Here is a 15,732-nt window from a genome sequence, read left to right on the forward strand (position 1 = left end):
CCAGGTAAGAAATCACTTTAGAAATCGAGGCACGGCCGATCCTCGACCGTAAATCCCCCGCGAAAGCAGGGGTCCATCGAGCCGGATTCGGGATGACCGGATTGGCGGCAAAATGCCCCCGCTTTCGCGGGGGACATAATCAGTTGGCGTAGACGAAGCCCAGTGCCGGATAGGGCGCGCCATAGACGTGCGCCTGCTCGTTCCAAACCCGGACCATGGTCCAGTCATTTTTGGGCGACACGTCCTGAACCCGGACATTCTGGGTGATGCGGCGGCGGATCCAGTTGGCGTGATCGATTTCGATCGTGCGCGAATCGAGCACTTTCGAAACCACGGCCACGTGACCGGCGGGCATGTGCCGCGTGCGATTGAATACGAAGACAGCGTCGCGTTCGGGATTGTGGCCCCGTTCGTAACGGCCTGCAGCGGCGTTCCACCACTGCCAGCCATTTCCGGCGAGCTGAACATTCGAGATTTCGCGCACATACTCGACGCAGTTCCATGCACGCGCAGGTGCAGCAAACAGGAACGACGCGACGAGCAGCGAAACAGCAAGGCAAGTGCGCGCGAGCGGCGCGAAAGCGCTACGACGAACTGACAATCCCAGGTCCCCTGTTCCGTTGGCGGAATCGGCTTCTTGGTCTTCGAAAAGGCCGCCGGTCGTATCGGCGTCCAAGTGATGGGAGAGCCGTCTAAAGCGCATAGCTGGATGAGTCCACCCCCGAATCGCTTGTTACCGAAAATGTCAGCGCTTCGTTCTCCCAGAATCCTTATGTGGAGCTTGCTTTTTCGGCGCTTCGCGGCGAAAGCCAACACTGTGGAGAACTGGAAAAAGCGCCGTCTGACATGGGCGATCACTGCGGCGACTGCCGTGTGCATGTTACTGTACACCGGCGCTGCAGCAGCCTCGTCGTTGCCGCGCGTCATGTCGCTCAATCTGTGCGGCGACGTCATGTTGGCGCTGCTTGCGGATCGCACGCAGATCGCGAGCGTCAGCTACAACGGATTGAATCCAGCCTTTTCGCCCGTCGCTGATCAGCTCGCAGGATTGCCGGTCAATCGCGGACGCGCCGAAGAAGTTGTTGCCGCTGCCCCTGATCTGGTTCTCATCAGCGCGTTCACGCAACCAGCAACGAAACTTGCGTTGCGGCAACTCGGCGTGCGCGTGATCGAGATGGTCGATCCATCCGACTTCGATGCGATCGCTGCACAAACCCAATCGATCGCACATGCAATCGGACAGGATGCGCGCGGCGATGAAACTGTGGCGCAGATGCGCGCAACCTTGGCCGCGGTCGACAAGCCGAAGCAACGTCCGCTGGCTGCGATCTTGCACCCGGGCGGTTACACCGAAGGTCGCGGCACGCTTGCCCATGCCGTGCTGCTTGCCGCCGGCTACGACAATCTTGCGGCGCGCGAAGGTATCACCGGCTATGCACCGCAACGTCTCGAAACGCTCGTCGCCGCACCAGTCGATCTGCTGCTGGCCGACGTCACGATCGATGGCGGTGCGCCGTCATTGTCGCGTGAGATGCTGAACCATCCGGCGCTGCTGCTGCGCTTTGCGACCAGCCGGCGCGCAGCCCTGCCCTCGCGCGCCTTGACCTGCAGTACGCCGCGTGCCGCCGATGCGGTCACCGCGCTTGCGTCGTTGAGAGCGCAATGAACATTCGGCTTTTGTCGCTGCTCGTCTGCGCCGCGTTCTTCGCGTCGCTTGCCATCGGACCGGCGCCGATCACGCTTGGACAGATCGTGGCCGGCGATCCGGTGGCGCGCACGATCTTTCTCGAACTGCGCCTGCCGCGCGCGTTGCTGGGCCTGATCGTTGGTGGTGGGCTTGGTCTCGCCGGCGCTGCGCTGCAGGGCTGGTTGCGCAATCCGCTGGTCGAACCTGGTTTGATCGGCGCATCGAGCGGCGCGTCGCTGGGTGCCGTGCTGGCGCTGTATTCCGGTCTCGCGATCACCGTGCCGCTGGCCTTGCCGATCGCAGGCACGCTTGGCGCCGCCGCTGCAACCGGGTTGTTGTGGAGCCTGGCCGGACAACGCGCCAGCGCAACAACGACCGTGCTCGCCGGCGTTGCGATTGCGTCGTTGGGCGGTGCGTTGACGTCGCTCGCACTCAACCTCGCACCCAGCCCGCTTGCGGCGCTGGAGATCGTGTTCTGGTTGCTCGGTTCGCTGGCCGACCGCTCGATGCCGCAATTGACCTTCGCGCTGCCCTTCGCGGTCGCCGGTGCGGTTCTGTTGTTTACGCAGGCACGCGAACTTGACGCGTTGTCGTTGGGTGACGAGACGGCGGCCAGTCTCGGCGTCGATCTCGGTCGCGTGCGCATTGCGACCGTACTCGGCGCGGCGCTGGTCGTTGGTCCTGCGGTTGCGATCACCGGTGCAATCGGCTTTGTCGGATTGGTCGTGCCGCATTTGCTGCGCACCAACGATCGGCAATTGCCGTCGCGTTTGTTGTTGCCAAGCATGCTCGGTGGTGCCGCGTTGCTGACCTTCGCCGACATAGCGGTGCGTTTGATTCCGACGCCGCAAGAACTCAAGCTTGGCACCGTCACCGCACTGATCGGCGCGCCATTCTTTCTCTGGTTGCTGCGCGACGTGCAGCGGCGGTTGCCATGACGCTCGCTCTGACCGACGCGACGATGCGGTACGGCAAACGCACCGTTCTCGACCGCGTCTCGTTCACGCTGGCTCCGGGGAGTTTCACTGTGTTGGTCGGCCCCAATGGCGCCGGCAAGTCGAGCCTGTTGCGCGCGCTTGGCGGTCTGGCGCCGCTGCAGGGGGGATCGGCCAGCCTCGACGGGCACGATCTCAGCGAGATGCCGGCGCGCGAACGGGCCAAGGCGATCGGCTGGTTGCCCCAACGCGGCGGGGTCGCCTGGCCGATTGCGGTTGAGCAGGTCGTGGCGCTTGGCCGCCATCCATACAGTGGTGTCGATTCAGACCATGCGGTCGAAGCCGCACTTGCGGCGTGCGACGTCGCGCATCTCGCGCAACGTTCTTTCACTGCGCTGTCCGGCGGCGAACAATCACGCGTGTTATTGGCCCGTGCATTGGCGGGAGAGCCACGTTTCCTGCTGGTGGACGAGCCGATCGCAGACCTCGATCCGGCGCATCAGCTCGATGCACTGGCGTTGCTGCGTACGCGCGCAACAGATCGCGTCGGCGTTCTGGCGATTTTGCACGATCTTGCTCTCGCAAGTCGCGTGGCGGATCGCGTAGTCTTGTTGCAGGCAGGCCGGATCGTCGGCGATGGCGAAGCACGTGCAGTCCTTACGCACGATGCTTTGCGCGACGTGTTCAACGTCGCGGCGCATATCGAAGACGAGCCGTTCTTTGTTCTGCCCTGGGAACGCCGATCACCGGAGCGCCGATGAAACGTCTCGCCGGATTGTGTTTGCTTCTGCTCGCCGGCACCGCGCATGCGCAGCCGACCGATTTGAAGTCACGTCTATCGGTGATGCCCGACGACGTCCGCAGCTGGGCCTGGCGGCAGGCCGGCTGCAATCACTGGCGCGAAGAAATGCCCGGCGATTCCGAACGCGCGCGCCGCATCAAAGAAGCGATGAACGACCTGCGTTGTTACGATCTGAGCCGCGACAGCGAGATGTTGCGGCGGCGCTACGTCAACCGCGCCAACATTCTCGATCTGCTGGCCAACGCCAACGAGCTGAAAGCGGATTAGAGCGGCGCTCGATTTCAGCGCCGTAGCGCTACCACGCCAAAACGCCGCATTTCCGATACTGGCTGGCTGATTTCGGTATTGCGAGTACGACATGAATGGGGCGTGAAAAGCGGGATTCAGGACTCCCGTAACGATCGTTCGCCGTGCAGGTTCGGATCGTTATGTCCGTTACCGCGTCCTTTCAGAACGATCGGCGTCGACGGCTCGAAGTTCGCTTCGAGACCATCCTCATCGCAATCGTCATCGTTTTCCTCGCCGTGGTCTTCGCGCCCACGACGCTGGTGGTCGCGTTCGCCATGGCGCCGACGGTGCTGATGTTCGTGCTGGACGGCGATCCGCAAAAGAACCGGACCCTGTCGGTCGGCGCGCTCAACCTGGCCGGCACCGTGCCTGCGCTGTTCGAGCTCTGGGCGCGTTGGAACACGCTGGCGGGCGCGGTCGAAATGATTGCGACGGCGCATCCCTGGCGGCTCGCCTTCGGCGGCGCGCTGCTCGGCTGGCTGATGAACTGGCTGATCCCGATCGCCAGCGCCAACTACATGGTCAAGCAGCGCGAAAGCAGTCTCGGCGAGCTGGAAAAGCGCCAGGAGCTGATGCGCGACGTCTGGGGTCTGGACGTCGATCCGCGCTGGCGGGCCCCCGATCCCGAAGCCCCGGTGCCGGCGGCAGAGACCACCGCGGGGCAGGTCACGGAAATTTCCGCGGCCGCATCTGCCGAACCAGCGCCCGAATCGCTGTAGAGTCTGGGCGCCGAACAATCGGAGCCCGTTTCATGATCCGTCGTATGGTTTTCGCGCTGGCCGCCTTGGTTGCCGTCAGTGCTTCTTCGCTGCCCGCGCACGCAGCTACGCTCACCGACCAGGAGCAACTGCTCGAACGCGCCACGCTGAGCGTGAAGCTGATGCGCGGCGGTCCTGACTTCGCTGAGATCGAACGCATCCTGCCGCGCGCCAAAGCGGTGCTGATCATCCCCAGCCTGATCAAAGGCGCGTTCATCTTCGGCGGTGAAGGCGGCAATGGCGTGCTGCTGGCGCGCCAGAAAGACGGAAGCTGGACCAACCCCGCGTTCTACGCGCTGGGCAACGTCTCGTTCGGCCTGCAGATCGGCGGCCAGTCGAGCGAAGTGATCTTCCTGATCATGAGCCAACAGGGTCTGGAAGCGATCCTCGACAAGAACGCGACCTTGGGCGCCGACGCGTCGGTCGCCGTTGCCACGATCGGCAAAGGCGTGCGCGCGTCGACCGGCTTCGACGTCAATGCCGACATGTATGCGTTCGCCAAAACCGAAGGCCTGTTTGGCGGCGTGTCGATCAACGGTGCAGGACTTGGCGCGCTGAGCGACTGGAACCACGAGTTCTATCGCTCGGACGATGCGACCGCGCGCAACATCCTGATCAACGGACGCTTCAACACGCCCGACCCGCGTGCAGCAGCGTTGAAGGCCGTGTTGAAATAGGCGCGAAGCGCCTCCCGGATTTCAGTTCAAGAATTGAAATCCGGGAGCGCCTGCGGCGCTAAATTCCGCTCGGCGTGAAGGCGTTGAAGGCAAGCACCGTCGAGGTGCGTTGCACGCCGGGAACGCGCTGCAAGATCTGCGTCACGAACACGCCGGCATCGGCCGGCGGATGTGCTTTCACCAGCAGGTCGTACTCGCCCGAGATTGAATAGACTTCGGCGACGCCCTCGATCTCGTCGACCAGCTTGGCCGCGACGTCGTAGGTACGTCCGAGTTCGCACTGAACGAAAACAAAGAGCGTGTGCATGGGGTCTCCCTACTCCTCACGGATGCAGGGATCCAGCACCCCACACCCGCTTGACTTGATCCAGGCCAAACCTCTACATCGCGCCCTCCGGCGGAAGGGTGGCCGAGTGGTTAAAGGCAGCAGACTGTAAATCTGCCCGCATAGCGTACGCTGGTTCGAATCCAGCCCCTTCCACCAACCTTCGCCCTGCGGGCTTCGGTTGGCAGGCCACCTTGAACAAGGCGAAGGTTGTCCTCCGAAGCTTTAGCGTAGGAGGACCGGTACAGATCCCATGAACCGCCGCCCGCCCCCGAAACGTCCGCCCCATCAGAACCAGCCGCCGCAAGGCCGCCCCGCCCATCACGGCGCGGCACGGCAGAGCGCTGGCCACGCGCATTTCCTCTATGGGCTGCACGCGGTCGCCGAGGCCTGGCGCAACCCGGCGCGGCATCCCGTCTCGCTGCTCGCCACCGAAGCCGGGCTGGCGGCGCTGGGTCCGGCGATGGCCGAGGCCGGCGCCAAGCGGATCAAGCGGCCGGTGCCGCGAATCGTCGACCGGACCGAAATCGAACGCGCCCTGCCCCCCGGTGCGGTGCATCAGGGGCTGGCGCTCGATCCCGGTCAGATGCCCGAGCTGGGCGTCGAAGATCTCCTCGTTGCGACGCACGAAACTGCATCGTCGTTGCTGCTGGTGCTCGACCAGATCACCGACCCGCACAATGTCGGCGCGATCCTGCGTTCGGCGGCTGCGTTCGGCGCCGCCGGCGTGATCGTACAGACGCGCCACGCGCCGCCGATCACCGGCACGTTGGCGAAGGTTGCGTCGGGCGCCGTCGAACATGTGCCGATGGCGCACGCGACCAATCTGACGCGCGCATTGGAAGAGCTGAAAGAAGCTGGGTTTGTTTGTGTCGGCCTGGCTGAGCAAGCGACGGCGACGCTGGCCGAAGTGCCGCTGACCGGAAAAGTCGCACTGGTGCTTGGTGCAGAAGGCGACGGCATTCGTCGCCTGGTCGCCGAGACGTGCGATCACCTGGCGAAGCTGCCGACACAGCCACCGATCGCGTCACTCAACGTATCGAATGCCGCGGCGGTCGCGCTCTACGAGGTCGCGCGCCGCCGCAGCTAAATCGATTTGGCTTAGTAGCCTTTGTTCTTGTCGGCTTCCTTGGTCAGGCCCTTGCCTGCTGCCGACACGTCTTTGCCGGCGCCTTCCATCGTGTTGCAGGCCGACAGACCCAGCGACGCGGCGATCAGGACCAACGCGGCCAACGCGGGAAACTTCTTCGAATTCATCGGAAATACCTCGTCCTTGAATGGCTCCGCGTCATGCGGACGAGGGCAAAACCGCGCAAACCATGATTCGGTTCCGCGTATTCGCTACGTAAAATTATCGAGGCTGGCGCCTCAGCGCCGTTTTGGGGCCACAGCCTGCCGGCGAAGCTTGTCGACCCGCGCATCGGCGGCGGCGACATTGTCGGATTCAACGAAGCCCGGCTTGCGCAGCGGCTTCTCGGCCGCGCGGCCGAACAAGAAGCCCTGCCCGCGTTGCACGCCCAACGTCTTCAGCACGTCGGCTTGTTTGCGCGCTTCGACCCACTCGGCAACCGTCACCAGCCCGAGTTCCTTCGACAGTTCGGCCATGGCGCGAACAAACGCGCGGTCGCGCAGATTGTCGCCGAGATCCTTGATGTATCCGCCGTCGATTTTGACGACGTCGAACGGCAGCAAGCGCAGATATTCGAAGGTCGTTGCACCAGCCCCGAAATCGTCGAGACAGACGCGCACTTTCAACTTGCGGATCCGCTCGAGCACTTTGGCGGTGAAGTCGAAATTGGCGATGCGCTTGGATTCGGTGACTTCGATCAGCATGCGCTGACGCGCATCGGGGAACCGTTCGAGCAGTTTTTCCAGTTCGTTCGAAAAGGCAGCGCTTTGCAGCGAGCGCGCCGAAACGTTGGCGGTGATGTCGAGGATCGATGGATCCTTGTCGAGCATCGTCAGCACTTGCGTCACGACCGACTGGTCGAGTTCGGCGATGACGCCGATCTCTTCGGCGAAGGTCACCATGCGGAACGGCGACGAACCGTCCTGCAAACGCGTCAGCGCTTCTTGATAGAGCGGCTGTTCGGTTGCGAGATCGACAATCGGCTGGAACACTAGGCTGAAGCCTTGTCCCGCCAGCGCGCCACGGAACTGCGCCACGTCTTTGACCGTCTTTTCGACCAGCTCTTCGATCGAAGAGCTGAGCGAGTCGAGCGAGAACTCACCGTCCTGCGCCTCGGCGAAACGCGACACCGCAAACGCAACGGCGCGTGCGACGTCGGGGCTCGACATATCGACGTCGTCGAGTTTCAGCGCATAGGCTTTGGCGACGATGCCTTTGCCTTTGGGGTCGTGCGCTTTCGCCAGTTCAGCGATGCCCGCAGCCAGCACGTTGCCGTCGACGCCGGTGCCGTGCAGCACGCTGAACTTGTCGTCCGCGACCTGGCTTGCCGTATCGCCGCCGACCGAGCCCGCCTTCAGGAAGGCGCCGACCTGCTGCATGAACTCGCTGCCGGCGGCAACGGTCATGCTGTTCTTGAGTGCCGTGACGCCCGGCGCCTCGACCAGTGTCAGCTTGACGTCTTCGCCACGATCGCGCGCTGCCTTGATTGCAGCGGTTGCGTCAGCGGCAAACGACGCCGGTTCGCGCAGACCGGTTTCCGGCGAGCGCTGTACTTCGTTGGCCGGCGTTGCCACCGGCTCTTCTTCTTCATGCGCGATCGACAGCGCGAAATTTCCCGGCGCGTCGGGGACCGGAAAGCCCGCAATGTTGGCGCGGGTGAAACCGCCGGCACGGCGCAACAACACGCGTTCGGGCCGCAGACGACGGCCCTGCTGTGCGGCGAGGCGGATCGTGTCGCGCACTTTGCTGCTGCCAGGCGCGAAAATCTCATCGAGCGTCTTGCCGATCAGCTCCTCGGCGCCGCGACCGACTGCCCACGATGCCGCGCCCAGCGCATACGAGATCCGGCCCTGCGCATCCAATTCCAGGAGCAGGTCAGCTCGCGCGAAGGCGGTGGCTACGAATCGTGCGCGTTCGCGCTTGGGGTCTTGCGGCGCCATAGAGGGGCACGGTGCCTCCCACGGGTAAACGCGGCATTAAGTTCGGCGCCAGATCGTCCCTTGTGCGTTGTCTTCTAGGACAATTCCGGCGTCTGCGAGCTCTTTGCGCACGCGATCCGCTTCGGCGAAATCCCGCTTTGCGCGGGCTTCGGCACGGGCGGCAATCCGGGCTTCGATCGCCGATTCGTCCAGCGATGCGCCCGTCGGCGTCCAGCGGAACCACGCTTCAGGCGTCGATTGCAGCAATCCGAGCAAACGGGCGCTGTCGCGCACCGCGGCGGCTGCGGCGTCTTCGCATGCAAACGACGCGGCCACGGCACGGTCGATCGCTGCGATAGCGGCCGGCGTGTTCAAATCGTCGGCAAGCGCCGCAAGCACCGGCGCGGTGTCGCCGCGCGGCGTATCGTCCGCGAATGCGACCTCGGCGGCGCGATACCAGCGATCGAGCTTTTTCTTCGCTTCTTCGACGCGCGCATCGCTGAAATCGAACGGCTGGCGGTAATGTCCCATCAGCAACGCAAGCCGCACTGCTTCGCCGGGAAAATTCTGCGCGTAGTCGGTGACCAGCCGGAAATTGCCGAGCGACTTCGACATCTTGGTGCCGTTCACGGTCAGGTGACCGTTGTGCATCCAGTAATTCGCAAACGGCGCACCGTCATGCGCGCAAGTCGATTGCGCGAGCTCGTTTTCGTGATGCGGAAATGCGAGATCGATACCGCCGCCGTGAATGTCGAATGTCGTACCGAACAACGCCTCGATCATCGCCGAGCATTCGATGTGCCAGCCTGGACGACCCCTTCCCCAAGGACTCTCCCACCCCGGCATCTCCGGCGTTGACGGCTTCCACAACACGAAGTCCTGCGGATTGCGCTTGAACGGTGCGACTTCGACGCGCGCGCCGGCAATCTGCTCGTCGAGCGTGCGTCCCGACAGACGGCCATAGGCCGGCATCGACGACACGTCGAACAGCGCGTGGCCTTCGGCTTCGTAGGCATGACCTTGCGCAATCAGCCGCTCGATCATCGCGATCATGTGCGGCACGTGCTTGGTCGCAAACGGGCGCAGCGACGGCGGCAGCACATGCAGCCCGCCCATGTCGGCAACGTAATGGTCGAGCATGCGCGTCGTCAGCGCTTCGATCGGTTCGCCGTTAGCCGCCGCGCGTTCGATGATCTTGTCATCGATGTCGGTGACGTTGGTCGCGAAGGTAACGTGCGCTTCGCCGTACACTTCGCGCAGCAGACGGAACAGCTGGTCGAACACGACAACCGGCACCGCGTTGCCGATATGGGCGCGGTCATAAACGGTCGGCCCGCAGACATACATACGCACATTCGTCGGATCGATCGGGACGAACGGACGTTTGGCACGCGTCAGCGTGTCGTAAAGCTGAATCTGCATGGTCTATGCGGTTTCGCCGCGCAACCGCGCCAGTGCACGATCGCGACCAATCAACGGCAACAGGATCTTCAATTCCGGCCCGTGTTCGCGACCGGTCAGCGCCAAACGCAACGGGCGGAACAGCATCTTGCCGCTGCGGCCGGTGCTGGTTTTCAACGCCGCCGTCCAACGCGACCAAATGTCGGCATCGAACTTCTCGTCGGCGAGCACGGTCGCTGCGTCGGCCGCAAAGGCGGGCTCTTCGATCACCGGTGCGATTGGGCCCTGCGCCACCGACCACCACGTCGCAAGCTCGTCGAAGCGCGCCAAATTCGGCCGCACCGCCTCCCAGAACGCAGCGTCGACGCCCTGCAGATTCAACGCGGCCAGGCGCGGCGCGATCGCGTCGTAGGACAGCGCATGCAGCACGCGCGCATTGATGCGCAGCAGGTCTTCTTCGTCGAAACGCGCTGCGGCGCGGCCGAACCGGCTAATGTCGAAACCTTCGATGATCTGGCGCAGGCTGGTGCGCGGCTCGACCGGATCGGAGGTGCCGAGCCGTGCCAGCAGCGACGCCAGCGCCAACGGTTCGATCCCATCGTCGTCGCGCATCGATTCCAGCGACAAGGCGCCGGCGCGTTTCGACAACTTGCCGCCGCCGGCATCGGTCAGCAGCGACAGATGCGCGAAGGTTGGAACGCTGCCGCGGCCGCCCAGCGCTTCGAACAGCTGAATCTGCGCCGCCGTATTGGTCAGGTGATCTTCGCCGCGAATAACATGGGTGATGCCGAATTCGAGATCGTCGACGACCGACGACAAGGTGTAGAGCGGCCGTCCGTCTTCGCGCAGCAACACCGGATCCGACAGATCGCTGCCAGCGACGCGCGTCGGCCCGTGCACGATGTCGTCCCATTCATGCGCCGCGTCGTCGAGACGGAAACGCCAATGCGGCTTGCGCCCGCTCGCTTCAAGCTGCGCGCGTTCGGCGTCGGTCAAACGCAACGCGGCGCGGTCGTAGCGCGGCGGCTTGCCGGCTGCGAGCTGCGCCTTGCGCTTGAGCGACAATTCCTCGGCGGTTTCGTAAGCCGGATAGAGTCGTCCCGACACGCGCAGCGTTTCGGCAGCCGCGTCGTAGCGATCGAGCCGATCCGACTGGCGTGCGAATTCATCGTGCTTGAGCCCGAACCACGCGAGATCGCGCTGGATCGCCTGCTCGTTGTCGAGCGTCGACCGTTCCGTGTCGGTGTCGTCCATGCGCAGCTGGAACACCCCGTTCTGCGCGCGCGCGAACAGGAAGTTGACCAGCGCCAACCGCGCGTTGCCGACATGCAGACGACCGGTGGGGCTGGGCGCGAAGCGTACCTTGACGCTCATGTGGTCGCGCGCACGACAACCGTGCGCGAGAGGACGTTGTGCAACATGCGCCGACGCGCATCGAGAAAGTACAAGATCCACCCCACGAACAGCAGCGAGGTCGCTGCACACCAGAGAAGAAGCTGCCACGGCGACGGCACGCTGCGCGTACGTTCATCGACGAGGCGAAGACGAAGAGCCAAATACCCGATCGTTTGGCCGTTCGCGAGCCAAAGCGGCGGAATGTAGTACAGCGCCGAAAGCGCGGTCATCGTCGCCAGAAAGATCAGCTGGTCGCGCAACGACGCATCTTCGGTCAGCAGCGCCTCCCAGATCGAATTGAGCGGCGGCACGACCAGGAATAGCGGCGTCACGATCAGATAGACCAGCAGCGTATCGATCGCACCCGCGGCAAAGCGCCGGCCGAAATTTGCCAGCGGCGCATCGAAGGTCGGTCCCGAGACCGGCAGGTCGGCCAGGGCCAGGCCCGGCGCCACCGCGACCAGTTCCGGCATGCGGCCGATTTCGATCCAGTGATCGAGCTCTTCGTGCCAGGCGCGCGTGGTCGGCGCTACGCGGCCAGCCGTTGCCAGCTCGGCGATTTCGCCGGCCGAAAGCGGGCCGACACTCTCGCCGTCGAGAATGACGTAATAATAGAGCTCACGCCGCGGGTCGGGGATTTCCGCCGCAACGGACTGCGCAAGTGCCTCGTTCATGCGTTGGCGACTTTGCCACAACTCCGCCCACCCACTCCATGTAGGCTTCCGCGATGCAGTCCTGCTTACGTTTTTCCGCCTTTTTGCTTGCCGCCCTGGTCTTTTTCGGGGGCCCGGCGCGGGCGGCGACCCTGCCCGCACCGGCCGATTCCTATGCCGCCGACGTCGCGCTCGATGTCGGATCGACGCATCTTCCCGGGACCGTGCGGCACGATCGGGGCCGCGAATTGCGCACGATCGACACGAATTACGGCCGCCAGACCTTCCTCGTCCGGCCCGATCGCGGCCGGGCCTGGCTGCTGCAGGCGGGATTCGGCGTCGCGCTGGAAGTCGAGCTGAACGCCCCCGAGCTGGGCGTCGACCTCAACCGGCTCTACCGGATCGAAGCAACGCCGCGCGGTCGCGAAACCATCGCGGGCCTGCCTGTGACGCGCTATCGGCTGGCCGGCGAAGTGGTCAAGAACTCGCGCTTCGAAGGCGATGTCTGGGCGACCGACAGCGGCATTCTGGTCAAGATCGACGGCACTGCGACGGACGCCGGACGCGCGCAACCGGTGCGCATGTTGTTGGCGAACATCAAACGCGGGCCGCAAGACCCGAACCTGTTCGAAGTGCCCGCGAACATGAATGTGATGAAAGTCGATGGTGCGATGCGCGAGATGCTGCGCGGTCTCGGCCGCTAAAAGAAAATCCCGGCGCGGGCATCGGGACCGCGCCGGGACCTCGCAGTCGAATTACTTCGACTGTTTCAGTTTGATATCGCCGTTGACCGTCGCCGCCGAGAGTTGCGACGTGCCCGAACCCAGCGTGCCTTTCGCCGAGGCAAGCGGGCCGATTTCGTGCCGCTTGAGCGGCAGGTCGGACACGATCGTGCCGTGCGTGGTCGAAGCCGAAATTTCCGTGTCGCAATTGGGCGGCAGGGTCACGTCGATGTCGCCGTTGACGGTGGCGAATTTGGTTTTGCCGTCGACCTTGCCCGCGATCGCCTTGACCGAACCGTTGACGGTCACTGCCTTGGCCGGGCCGGTCGTTTCCAACTCGACATTGCCGTTGACGTTCACCGCATCGAGATCGGCGCGCACGCCTTTCGCGATGATCTGACCGTTCACGTTCACGATCTTGGTTGCGAGACCGTCGGGGATCGCGACCGTGTAATCGACGCGCGTTGAGTCGTTGCGACCCTTGCTCCATTCGCGGTGCACTTCGCCGGTACAAACCGGTTCGGGACGCGAGTCGACGTCGCGCGAACAGACCGCAATCCAACCGTCGCCTTTTTGCACGGTCGGCACGATGTGCGGCGCGTTCGAACCCGACGGAATGACCTGCGCAATGATCTGCAGCTTGTCAGTCGACGAGCGTCCGACTTTCACGTCGCCGGTCACGTTGGTGAGTTTGAACGAAACGCCCGGCGCAACTTTCTCGTCGAAGATCGTGCGCGCTTCGTCGGCGCGGGCGGCGGAAACGACCAGCACAAGTGCGGCGGTCGAAAGAAGGAAAAGACGGGACAGCATCATGCCCCGAACCTCGCCCCGGCCCCGGGCACAGGTCAAAGCCAAAAGGGCGACGAACTGTTACTGCGGCAGGGGTTGCGCGGCTTGTGTGCCACGAAAGCCAATCCTCAGCGGGGTTTTACCGCCCGGATCAGTACGTTCTTGCCAAAGAACGGGCCGACAAACACGTCCATCAGCCGGCTGAGCGGAAACCCGATCCGGTCATAGAGGCGCACCGTTTTGGGGTTCAGCACTCCGCCCGACCGATCGAAAAATCGCAGGCCTAGCGAGGCGAAAAAGCCAAGCGAGTCGACATAGGTATCGCGCTCGATGCGAAAGCCCGCTTGCCGCAACAGCGCAACCAGCGGCGTGCGCTTGTAGCGGCGGAAATGTCCGATGCGGCGGTCCATCTCGGAATAGAGGACCATGAAGGCTGGCACATAAAGCAACAGCGGCGCGCCGGGTTTCAGCTTGGCGTACCAAGCCGCAACGCACGACGCATCGTCTTCGACATGTTCGAGCACATTGAGCGAATAGAGATAGTCGATCGACGCATCGGGCAGCGCACCGATCTCCGGCTCGACGCGCATACCTTCGCTCTTCAACCGCGCACCAAGACGCATGTCGTTCTCGACGCAGATGATATTCAGGCCGCGTTGATGCAGCGGCCGCGCAAACGTACCGACGCCGGCACCGAAATCGACGATGAGGCGTCCGGGCAATGCTTCGCGCGCCACCTCGCGTGCGAGGAAGTCGTTGTAATTGACCGCCTCCTGCATCGCTTCGAGATTGTCGACGCCTTCATAGACGTCGGTCAAAACAGGCTGAACCGGCGCGCTCACGCAGCCTCGGTGGCAGCTTGATTGGCACGGCGGTTTTGCAGCTCTTCCGCAATCAAGAAAGCTAACTCCAAGGCCTGCGCGCCGTTGAGACGCGGATCGCAATGGGTGTGATAGCGCAGCGACAGCCCCTTATCGTCGATCGCCTGCGCGCCACCGGTGCATTCGGTGACGTCCTGGCCCGTCATTTCGAAATGCACGCCGCCGGGATGGGTCCCTTCTGCGGCGTGGGCGGCGAAGAAGCTGCGCACTTCCGAGAGGATCCGTTCGAACGGACGCGTTTTGTAGCCGGTCGACGATTTGATCGTGTTGCCGTGCATCGGATCCGACACCCATGCAACCGAACGCCCTTCAGCGCGCACGCGGCGCAGCAGCGGCGCCAGTTTTTCTGTCGCTTTGTCGGCGCCCATGCGCGCAATCAACGTCAAGCGGCCGGGCTCGTTGGCCGGGTTCAGCACGTCGATCAAACGGATCAACTCGTCACCGCTCATTGACGGGCCGCATTTGAGACCGATTGGATTTTTGATGCCGCGGCAGAATTCGACATGCGCACCGTCGATCTTGCGCGTGCGATCGCCGATCCAGACGAAATGCGCCGCGACGTCGTACCAATCACCGGTCGTGCTATCGACGCGTGTCAGCGCCTGTTCGTAGGGCAACAACAACGCTTCGTGGCTGGTGAAGACGTCGGTTTCGCGAATCTGCGGCGTCGTCTCGCCGGTGATGCCGCACGCAGCCATGAAGGCGAGCGCGGAATCGATCTGGCCCGCCAGCGCTTCGTAGCGTTTGCCCTGCGCGCTTTTCTCGACGAAGCCCAACGTCCAGCGATGCACCTGCTGCAGATCGGCGTAACCGCCTTGCGCGAAAGCACGCAGCAAGTTCAGCGTCGCAGCCGCCTGGTTGTAGGCGCGCACCATCCGTTCCGGGTCGGGGCGTCGCGACGCGGGTTCGAATTCGAGGCCGTTGACGATGTCGCCGCGATAAACCGGCAGCTCGACACCATCCTGCACTTCGACCGGCGACGAACGCGGCTTGGCGAACTGTCCAGCCATGCGCGCGATCTTCACCACCGGCATCTGTCCGGCGAAGGTCAGTGTCACCGCCATCTGCAGCAGCACGCGGAACGTGTCGCGAATTGCGTTGGGATGAAACTCGGCAAAGCTTTCGGCGCAGTCGCCGCCTTGCATCAAAAACGCCTGCCCGTTCGCAACGCGTGCGAGCTGAGCTTTCAGACGGCGCGCTTCGCCCGCAAAAACCAGTGGCGGATAAACCGACAACGTCTGCTCGACGCGCGCAAGTGCAGCGGCGTCTTCGTAGATTGGCTGCTGGTCGGCTTGGCGGGCTTTCCAGCTATCGGGGGTCCAGCGCTCGTTCATCGTACAACGTCCTAAAGGTCAGGCCGGGATCGTACAG

General features: G+C 63.7%; 18 protein-coding genes and 1 tRNA gene. 9 read left to right on the forward strand and 10 right to left on the reverse strand.

What is annotated here, in order from left to right; translation table 11 throughout:
- Positions 1 to 139: 139 nt before the first annotated feature.
- Positions 140 to 601 carry a CHAP domain-containing protein gene (locus TMPK1_RS08805; RefSeq protein ID WP_420242609.1) on the reverse strand — a complete coding sequence of 154 codons (462 nt, stop codon included), beginning with the start codon at positions 599 to 601 and terminating at the stop codon, positions 140 to 142.
- Between the two features lie 276 nt (positions 602 to 877).
- Between TMPK1_RS08805 and TMPK1_RS08810 the strand changes: the two genes are divergently transcribed.
- The 6 genes from TMPK1_RS08810 to TMPK1_RS08835 all read left to right on the forward strand — a co-directional run bounded on the left by TMPK1_RS08810 (position 878) and on the right by TMPK1_RS08835 (position 5,147).
- Positions 878 to 1,666, forward strand: coding sequence for an ABC transporter substrate-binding protein (locus tag TMPK1_RS08810; RefSeq protein WP_420242610.1), 789 nt, complete (start codon positions 878 to 880; stop codon positions 1,664 to 1,666).
- Positions 1,663 to 2,625 (forward strand): FecCD family ABC transporter permease, encoded by a 963-nt coding sequence (locus TMPK1_RS08815; RefSeq protein WP_420242611.1) that lies wholly within the window; start codon positions 1,663 to 1,665, stop codon positions 2,623 to 2,625. The genes TMPK1_RS08810 and TMPK1_RS08815 overlap by 4 nt, the downstream gene beginning before the upstream one ends.
- On the forward strand, positions 2,622 to 3,383 hold the full coding sequence (locus TMPK1_RS08820) for an ABC transporter ATP-binding protein (RefSeq protein ID WP_420242612.1): 762 nt from the start codon (positions 2,622 to 2,624) through the stop codon (positions 3,381 to 3,383). The genes TMPK1_RS08815 and TMPK1_RS08820 overlap by 4 nt, the downstream gene beginning before the upstream one ends.
- Positions 3,380 to 3,691, forward strand: coding sequence for a hypothetical protein (locus TMPK1_RS08825; RefSeq protein WP_420242613.1), 312 nt, complete (start codon positions 3,380 to 3,382; stop codon positions 3,689 to 3,691). Before TMPK1_RS08820 ends, TMPK1_RS08825 begins: the two co-directional genes overlap by 4 nt.
- 143 nt (positions 3,692 to 3,834) lie before the next feature.
- The gene (locus TMPK1_RS08830; protein WP_420242614.1) at positions 3,835 to 4,431 is read left to right on the forward strand and encodes a hypothetical protein; all 597 of its coding nucleotides are present in this window, start codon (positions 3,835 to 3,837) and stop codon (positions 4,429 to 4,431) included.
- Positions 4,432 to 4,463: 32 nt separating this feature from the next.
- Entirely contained in the window at positions 4,464 to 5,147 is a 684-nt protein-coding gene (locus TMPK1_RS08835; protein ID WP_420242615.1) for a lipid-binding SYLF domain-containing protein, read from the forward strand.
- A 58-nt stretch (positions 5,148 to 5,205) separates the two neighbouring features.
- Here TMPK1_RS08835 and TMPK1_RS08840 read toward each other — a convergent pair whose 3' ends face one another.
- Positions 5,206 to 5,454: an Lrp/AsnC ligand binding domain-containing protein gene (locus tag TMPK1_RS08840; protein ID WP_420242616.1), complete on the reverse strand. Its 249-nt coding sequence runs from the start codon at positions 5,452 to 5,454 to the stop codon at positions 5,206 to 5,208.
- 92 nt (positions 5,455 to 5,546) lie between these two features.
- On the opposite strand from TMPK1_RS08840, the gene TMPK1_RS08845 reads away from it, so the two are divergent.
- Together TMPK1_RS08845 and rlmB are read left to right on the forward strand one after the other, a co-directional pair.
- Positions 5,547 to 5,631: transfer RNA gene (locus TMPK1_RS08845), tRNA-Tyr, on the forward strand.
- Positions 5,632 to 5,725: 94 nt separating this feature from the next.
- On the forward strand, positions 5,726 to 6,562 hold the full coding sequence (rlmB, locus tag TMPK1_RS08850; RefSeq protein ID WP_420242617.1) for a 23S rRNA (guanosine(2251)-2'-O)-methyltransferase RlmB: 837 nt from the start codon (positions 5,726 to 5,728) through the stop codon (positions 6,560 to 6,562).
- A gap of 11 nt (positions 6,563 to 6,573) precedes the next feature.
- Here rlmB and TMPK1_RS08855 read toward each other — a convergent pair whose 3' ends face one another.
- The 5 genes from TMPK1_RS08855 to TMPK1_RS08875 all read right to left on the reverse strand — a co-directional run bounded on the left by TMPK1_RS08855 (position 6,574) and on the right by TMPK1_RS08875 (position 11,990).
- Positions 6,574 to 6,729 (reverse strand): entericidin A/B family lipoprotein, encoded by a 156-nt coding sequence (locus TMPK1_RS08855; protein WP_420242618.1) that lies wholly within the window; start codon positions 6,727 to 6,729, stop codon positions 6,574 to 6,576.
- A gap of 111 nt (positions 6,730 to 6,840) precedes the next feature.
- On the reverse strand, positions 6,841 to 8,541 hold the full coding sequence (locus TMPK1_RS08860) for an EAL domain-containing protein (RefSeq protein ID WP_420242619.1): 1,701 nt from the start codon (positions 8,539 to 8,541) through the stop codon (positions 6,841 to 6,843).
- A 36-nt stretch (positions 8,542 to 8,577) separates the two neighbouring features.
- Complete coding sequence (cysS, locus tag TMPK1_RS08865; RefSeq protein ID WP_420242620.1) at positions 8,578 to 9,942, reverse strand: cysteine--tRNA ligase; 1,365 nt, start codon at positions 9,940 to 9,942, stop codon at positions 8,578 to 8,580.
- A 3-nt stretch (positions 9,943 to 9,945) separates the two neighbouring features.
- On the reverse strand, positions 9,946 to 11,295 hold the full coding sequence (gene gltX, locus TMPK1_RS08870) for a glutamate--tRNA ligase (protein ID WP_420242621.1): 1,350 nt from the start codon (positions 11,293 to 11,295) through the stop codon (positions 9,946 to 9,948).
- Positions 11,292 to 11,990, reverse strand: coding sequence for an RDD family protein (locus TMPK1_RS08875; protein WP_420242622.1), 699 nt, complete (start codon positions 11,988 to 11,990; stop codon positions 11,292 to 11,294). The genes gltX and TMPK1_RS08875 overlap by 4 nt, the downstream gene beginning before the upstream one ends.
- Positions 11,991 to 12,043: 53 nt before the next feature.
- Between TMPK1_RS08875 and TMPK1_RS08880 the strand changes: the two genes are divergently transcribed.
- The gene (locus TMPK1_RS08880; RefSeq protein WP_420242623.1) at positions 12,044 to 12,673 is read left to right on the forward strand and encodes a hypothetical protein; all 630 of its coding nucleotides are present in this window, start codon (positions 12,044 to 12,046) and stop codon (positions 12,671 to 12,673) included.
- A 51-nt stretch (positions 12,674 to 12,724) separates the two neighbouring features.
- Here the strand turns inward: TMPK1_RS08880 and TMPK1_RS08885 are convergent, their stop codons facing one another.
- The 3 genes from TMPK1_RS08885 to TMPK1_RS08895 all read right to left on the reverse strand — a co-directional run bounded on the left by TMPK1_RS08885 (position 12,725) and on the right by TMPK1_RS08895 (position 15,695).
- Positions 12,725 to 13,501: a DUF4097 family beta strand repeat-containing protein gene (locus tag TMPK1_RS08885; protein WP_420242624.1), complete on the reverse strand. Its 777-nt coding sequence runs from the start codon at positions 13,499 to 13,501 to the stop codon at positions 12,725 to 12,727.
- A 107-nt stretch (positions 13,502 to 13,608) separates the two neighbouring features.
- Positions 13,609 to 14,322, reverse strand: a complete 714-nt coding sequence (locus tag TMPK1_RS08890) for a class I SAM-dependent methyltransferase (protein ID WP_420242625.1) — start codon at positions 14,320 to 14,322, stop codon at positions 13,609 to 13,611.
- Positions 14,319 to 15,695 carry a class II 3-deoxy-7-phosphoheptulonate synthase gene (locus TMPK1_RS08895; RefSeq protein WP_420242626.1) on the reverse strand — a complete coding sequence of 459 codons (1,377 nt, stop codon included), beginning with the start codon at positions 15,693 to 15,695 and terminating at the stop codon, positions 14,319 to 14,321. Before TMPK1_RS08895 ends, TMPK1_RS08890 begins: the two co-directional genes overlap by 4 nt.
- Between the last annotated feature and the right edge of the window lie 37 nt (positions 15,696 to 15,732).

It is taken from the genome of Roseiterribacter gracilis (assembly GCA_018332375.1).
Classification (GTDB): Bacteria; Pseudomonadota; Alphaproteobacteria; order BOG-932; family Roseiterribacteraceae; genus Roseiterribacter; species Roseiterribacter gracilis.

Coding starts and splice junctions, on each gene's coding strand:
- TMPK1_RS08860 (WP_420242619.1), bottom strand. CDS start 8,541: ATGGCGCCGCAAGACCCCAAGCGCGAACGCGCACGATTCGTAGCCACC.
- TMPK1_RS08885 (WP_420242624.1), bottom strand. CDS start 13,501: ATGCTGTCCCGTCTTTTCCTTCTTTCGACCGCCGCACTTGTGCTGGTC.
- TMPK1_RS08875 (WP_420242622.1), bottom strand. CDS start 11,990: ATGAACGAGGCACTTGCGCAGTCCGTTGCGGCGGAAATCCCCGACCCG.
- TMPK1_RS08820 (WP_420242612.1), top strand. CDS start 2,622: ATGACGCTCGCTCTGACCGACGCGACGATGCGGTACGGCAAACGCACC.
- TMPK1_RS08835 (WP_420242615.1), top strand. CDS start 4,464: ATGATCCGTCGTATGGTTTTCGCGCTGGCCGCCTTGGTTGCCGTCAGT.
- TMPK1_RS08880 (WP_420242623.1), top strand. CDS start 12,044: ATGCAGTCCTGCTTACGTTTTTCCGCCTTTTTGCTTGCCGCCCTGGTC.
- rlmB (WP_420242617.1), top strand. CDS start 5,726: ATGAACCGCCGCCCGCCCCCGAAACGTCCGCCCCATCAGAACCAGCCG.
- TMPK1_RS08815 (WP_420242611.1), top strand. CDS start 1,663: ATGAACATTCGGCTTTTGTCGCTGCTCGTCTGCGCCGCGTTCTTCGCG.
- TMPK1_RS08855 (WP_420242618.1), bottom strand. CDS start 6,729: ATGAATTCGAAGAAGTTTCCCGCGTTGGCCGCGTTGGTCCTGATCGCC.
- TMPK1_RS08810 (WP_420242610.1), top strand. CDS start 878: ATGTTACTGTACACCGGCGCTGCAGCAGCCTCGTCGTTGCCGCGCGTC.
- gltX (WP_420242621.1), bottom strand. CDS start 11,295: ATGAGCGTCAAGGTACGCTTCGCGCCCAGCCCCACCGGTCGTCTGCAT.
- TMPK1_RS08840 (WP_420242616.1), bottom strand. CDS start 5,454: ATGCACACGCTCTTTGTTTTCGTTCAGTGCGAACTCGGACGTACCTAC.
- cysS (WP_420242620.1), bottom strand. CDS start 9,942: ATGCAGATTCAGCTTTACGACACGCTGACGCGTGCCAAACGTCCGTTC.
- TMPK1_RS08825 (WP_420242613.1), top strand. CDS start 3,380: ATGAAACGTCTCGCCGGATTGTGTTTGCTTCTGCTCGCCGGCACCGCG.
- TMPK1_RS08895 (WP_420242626.1), bottom strand. CDS start 15,695: ATGAACGAGCGCTGGACCCCCGATAGCTGGAAAGCCCGCCAAGCCGAC.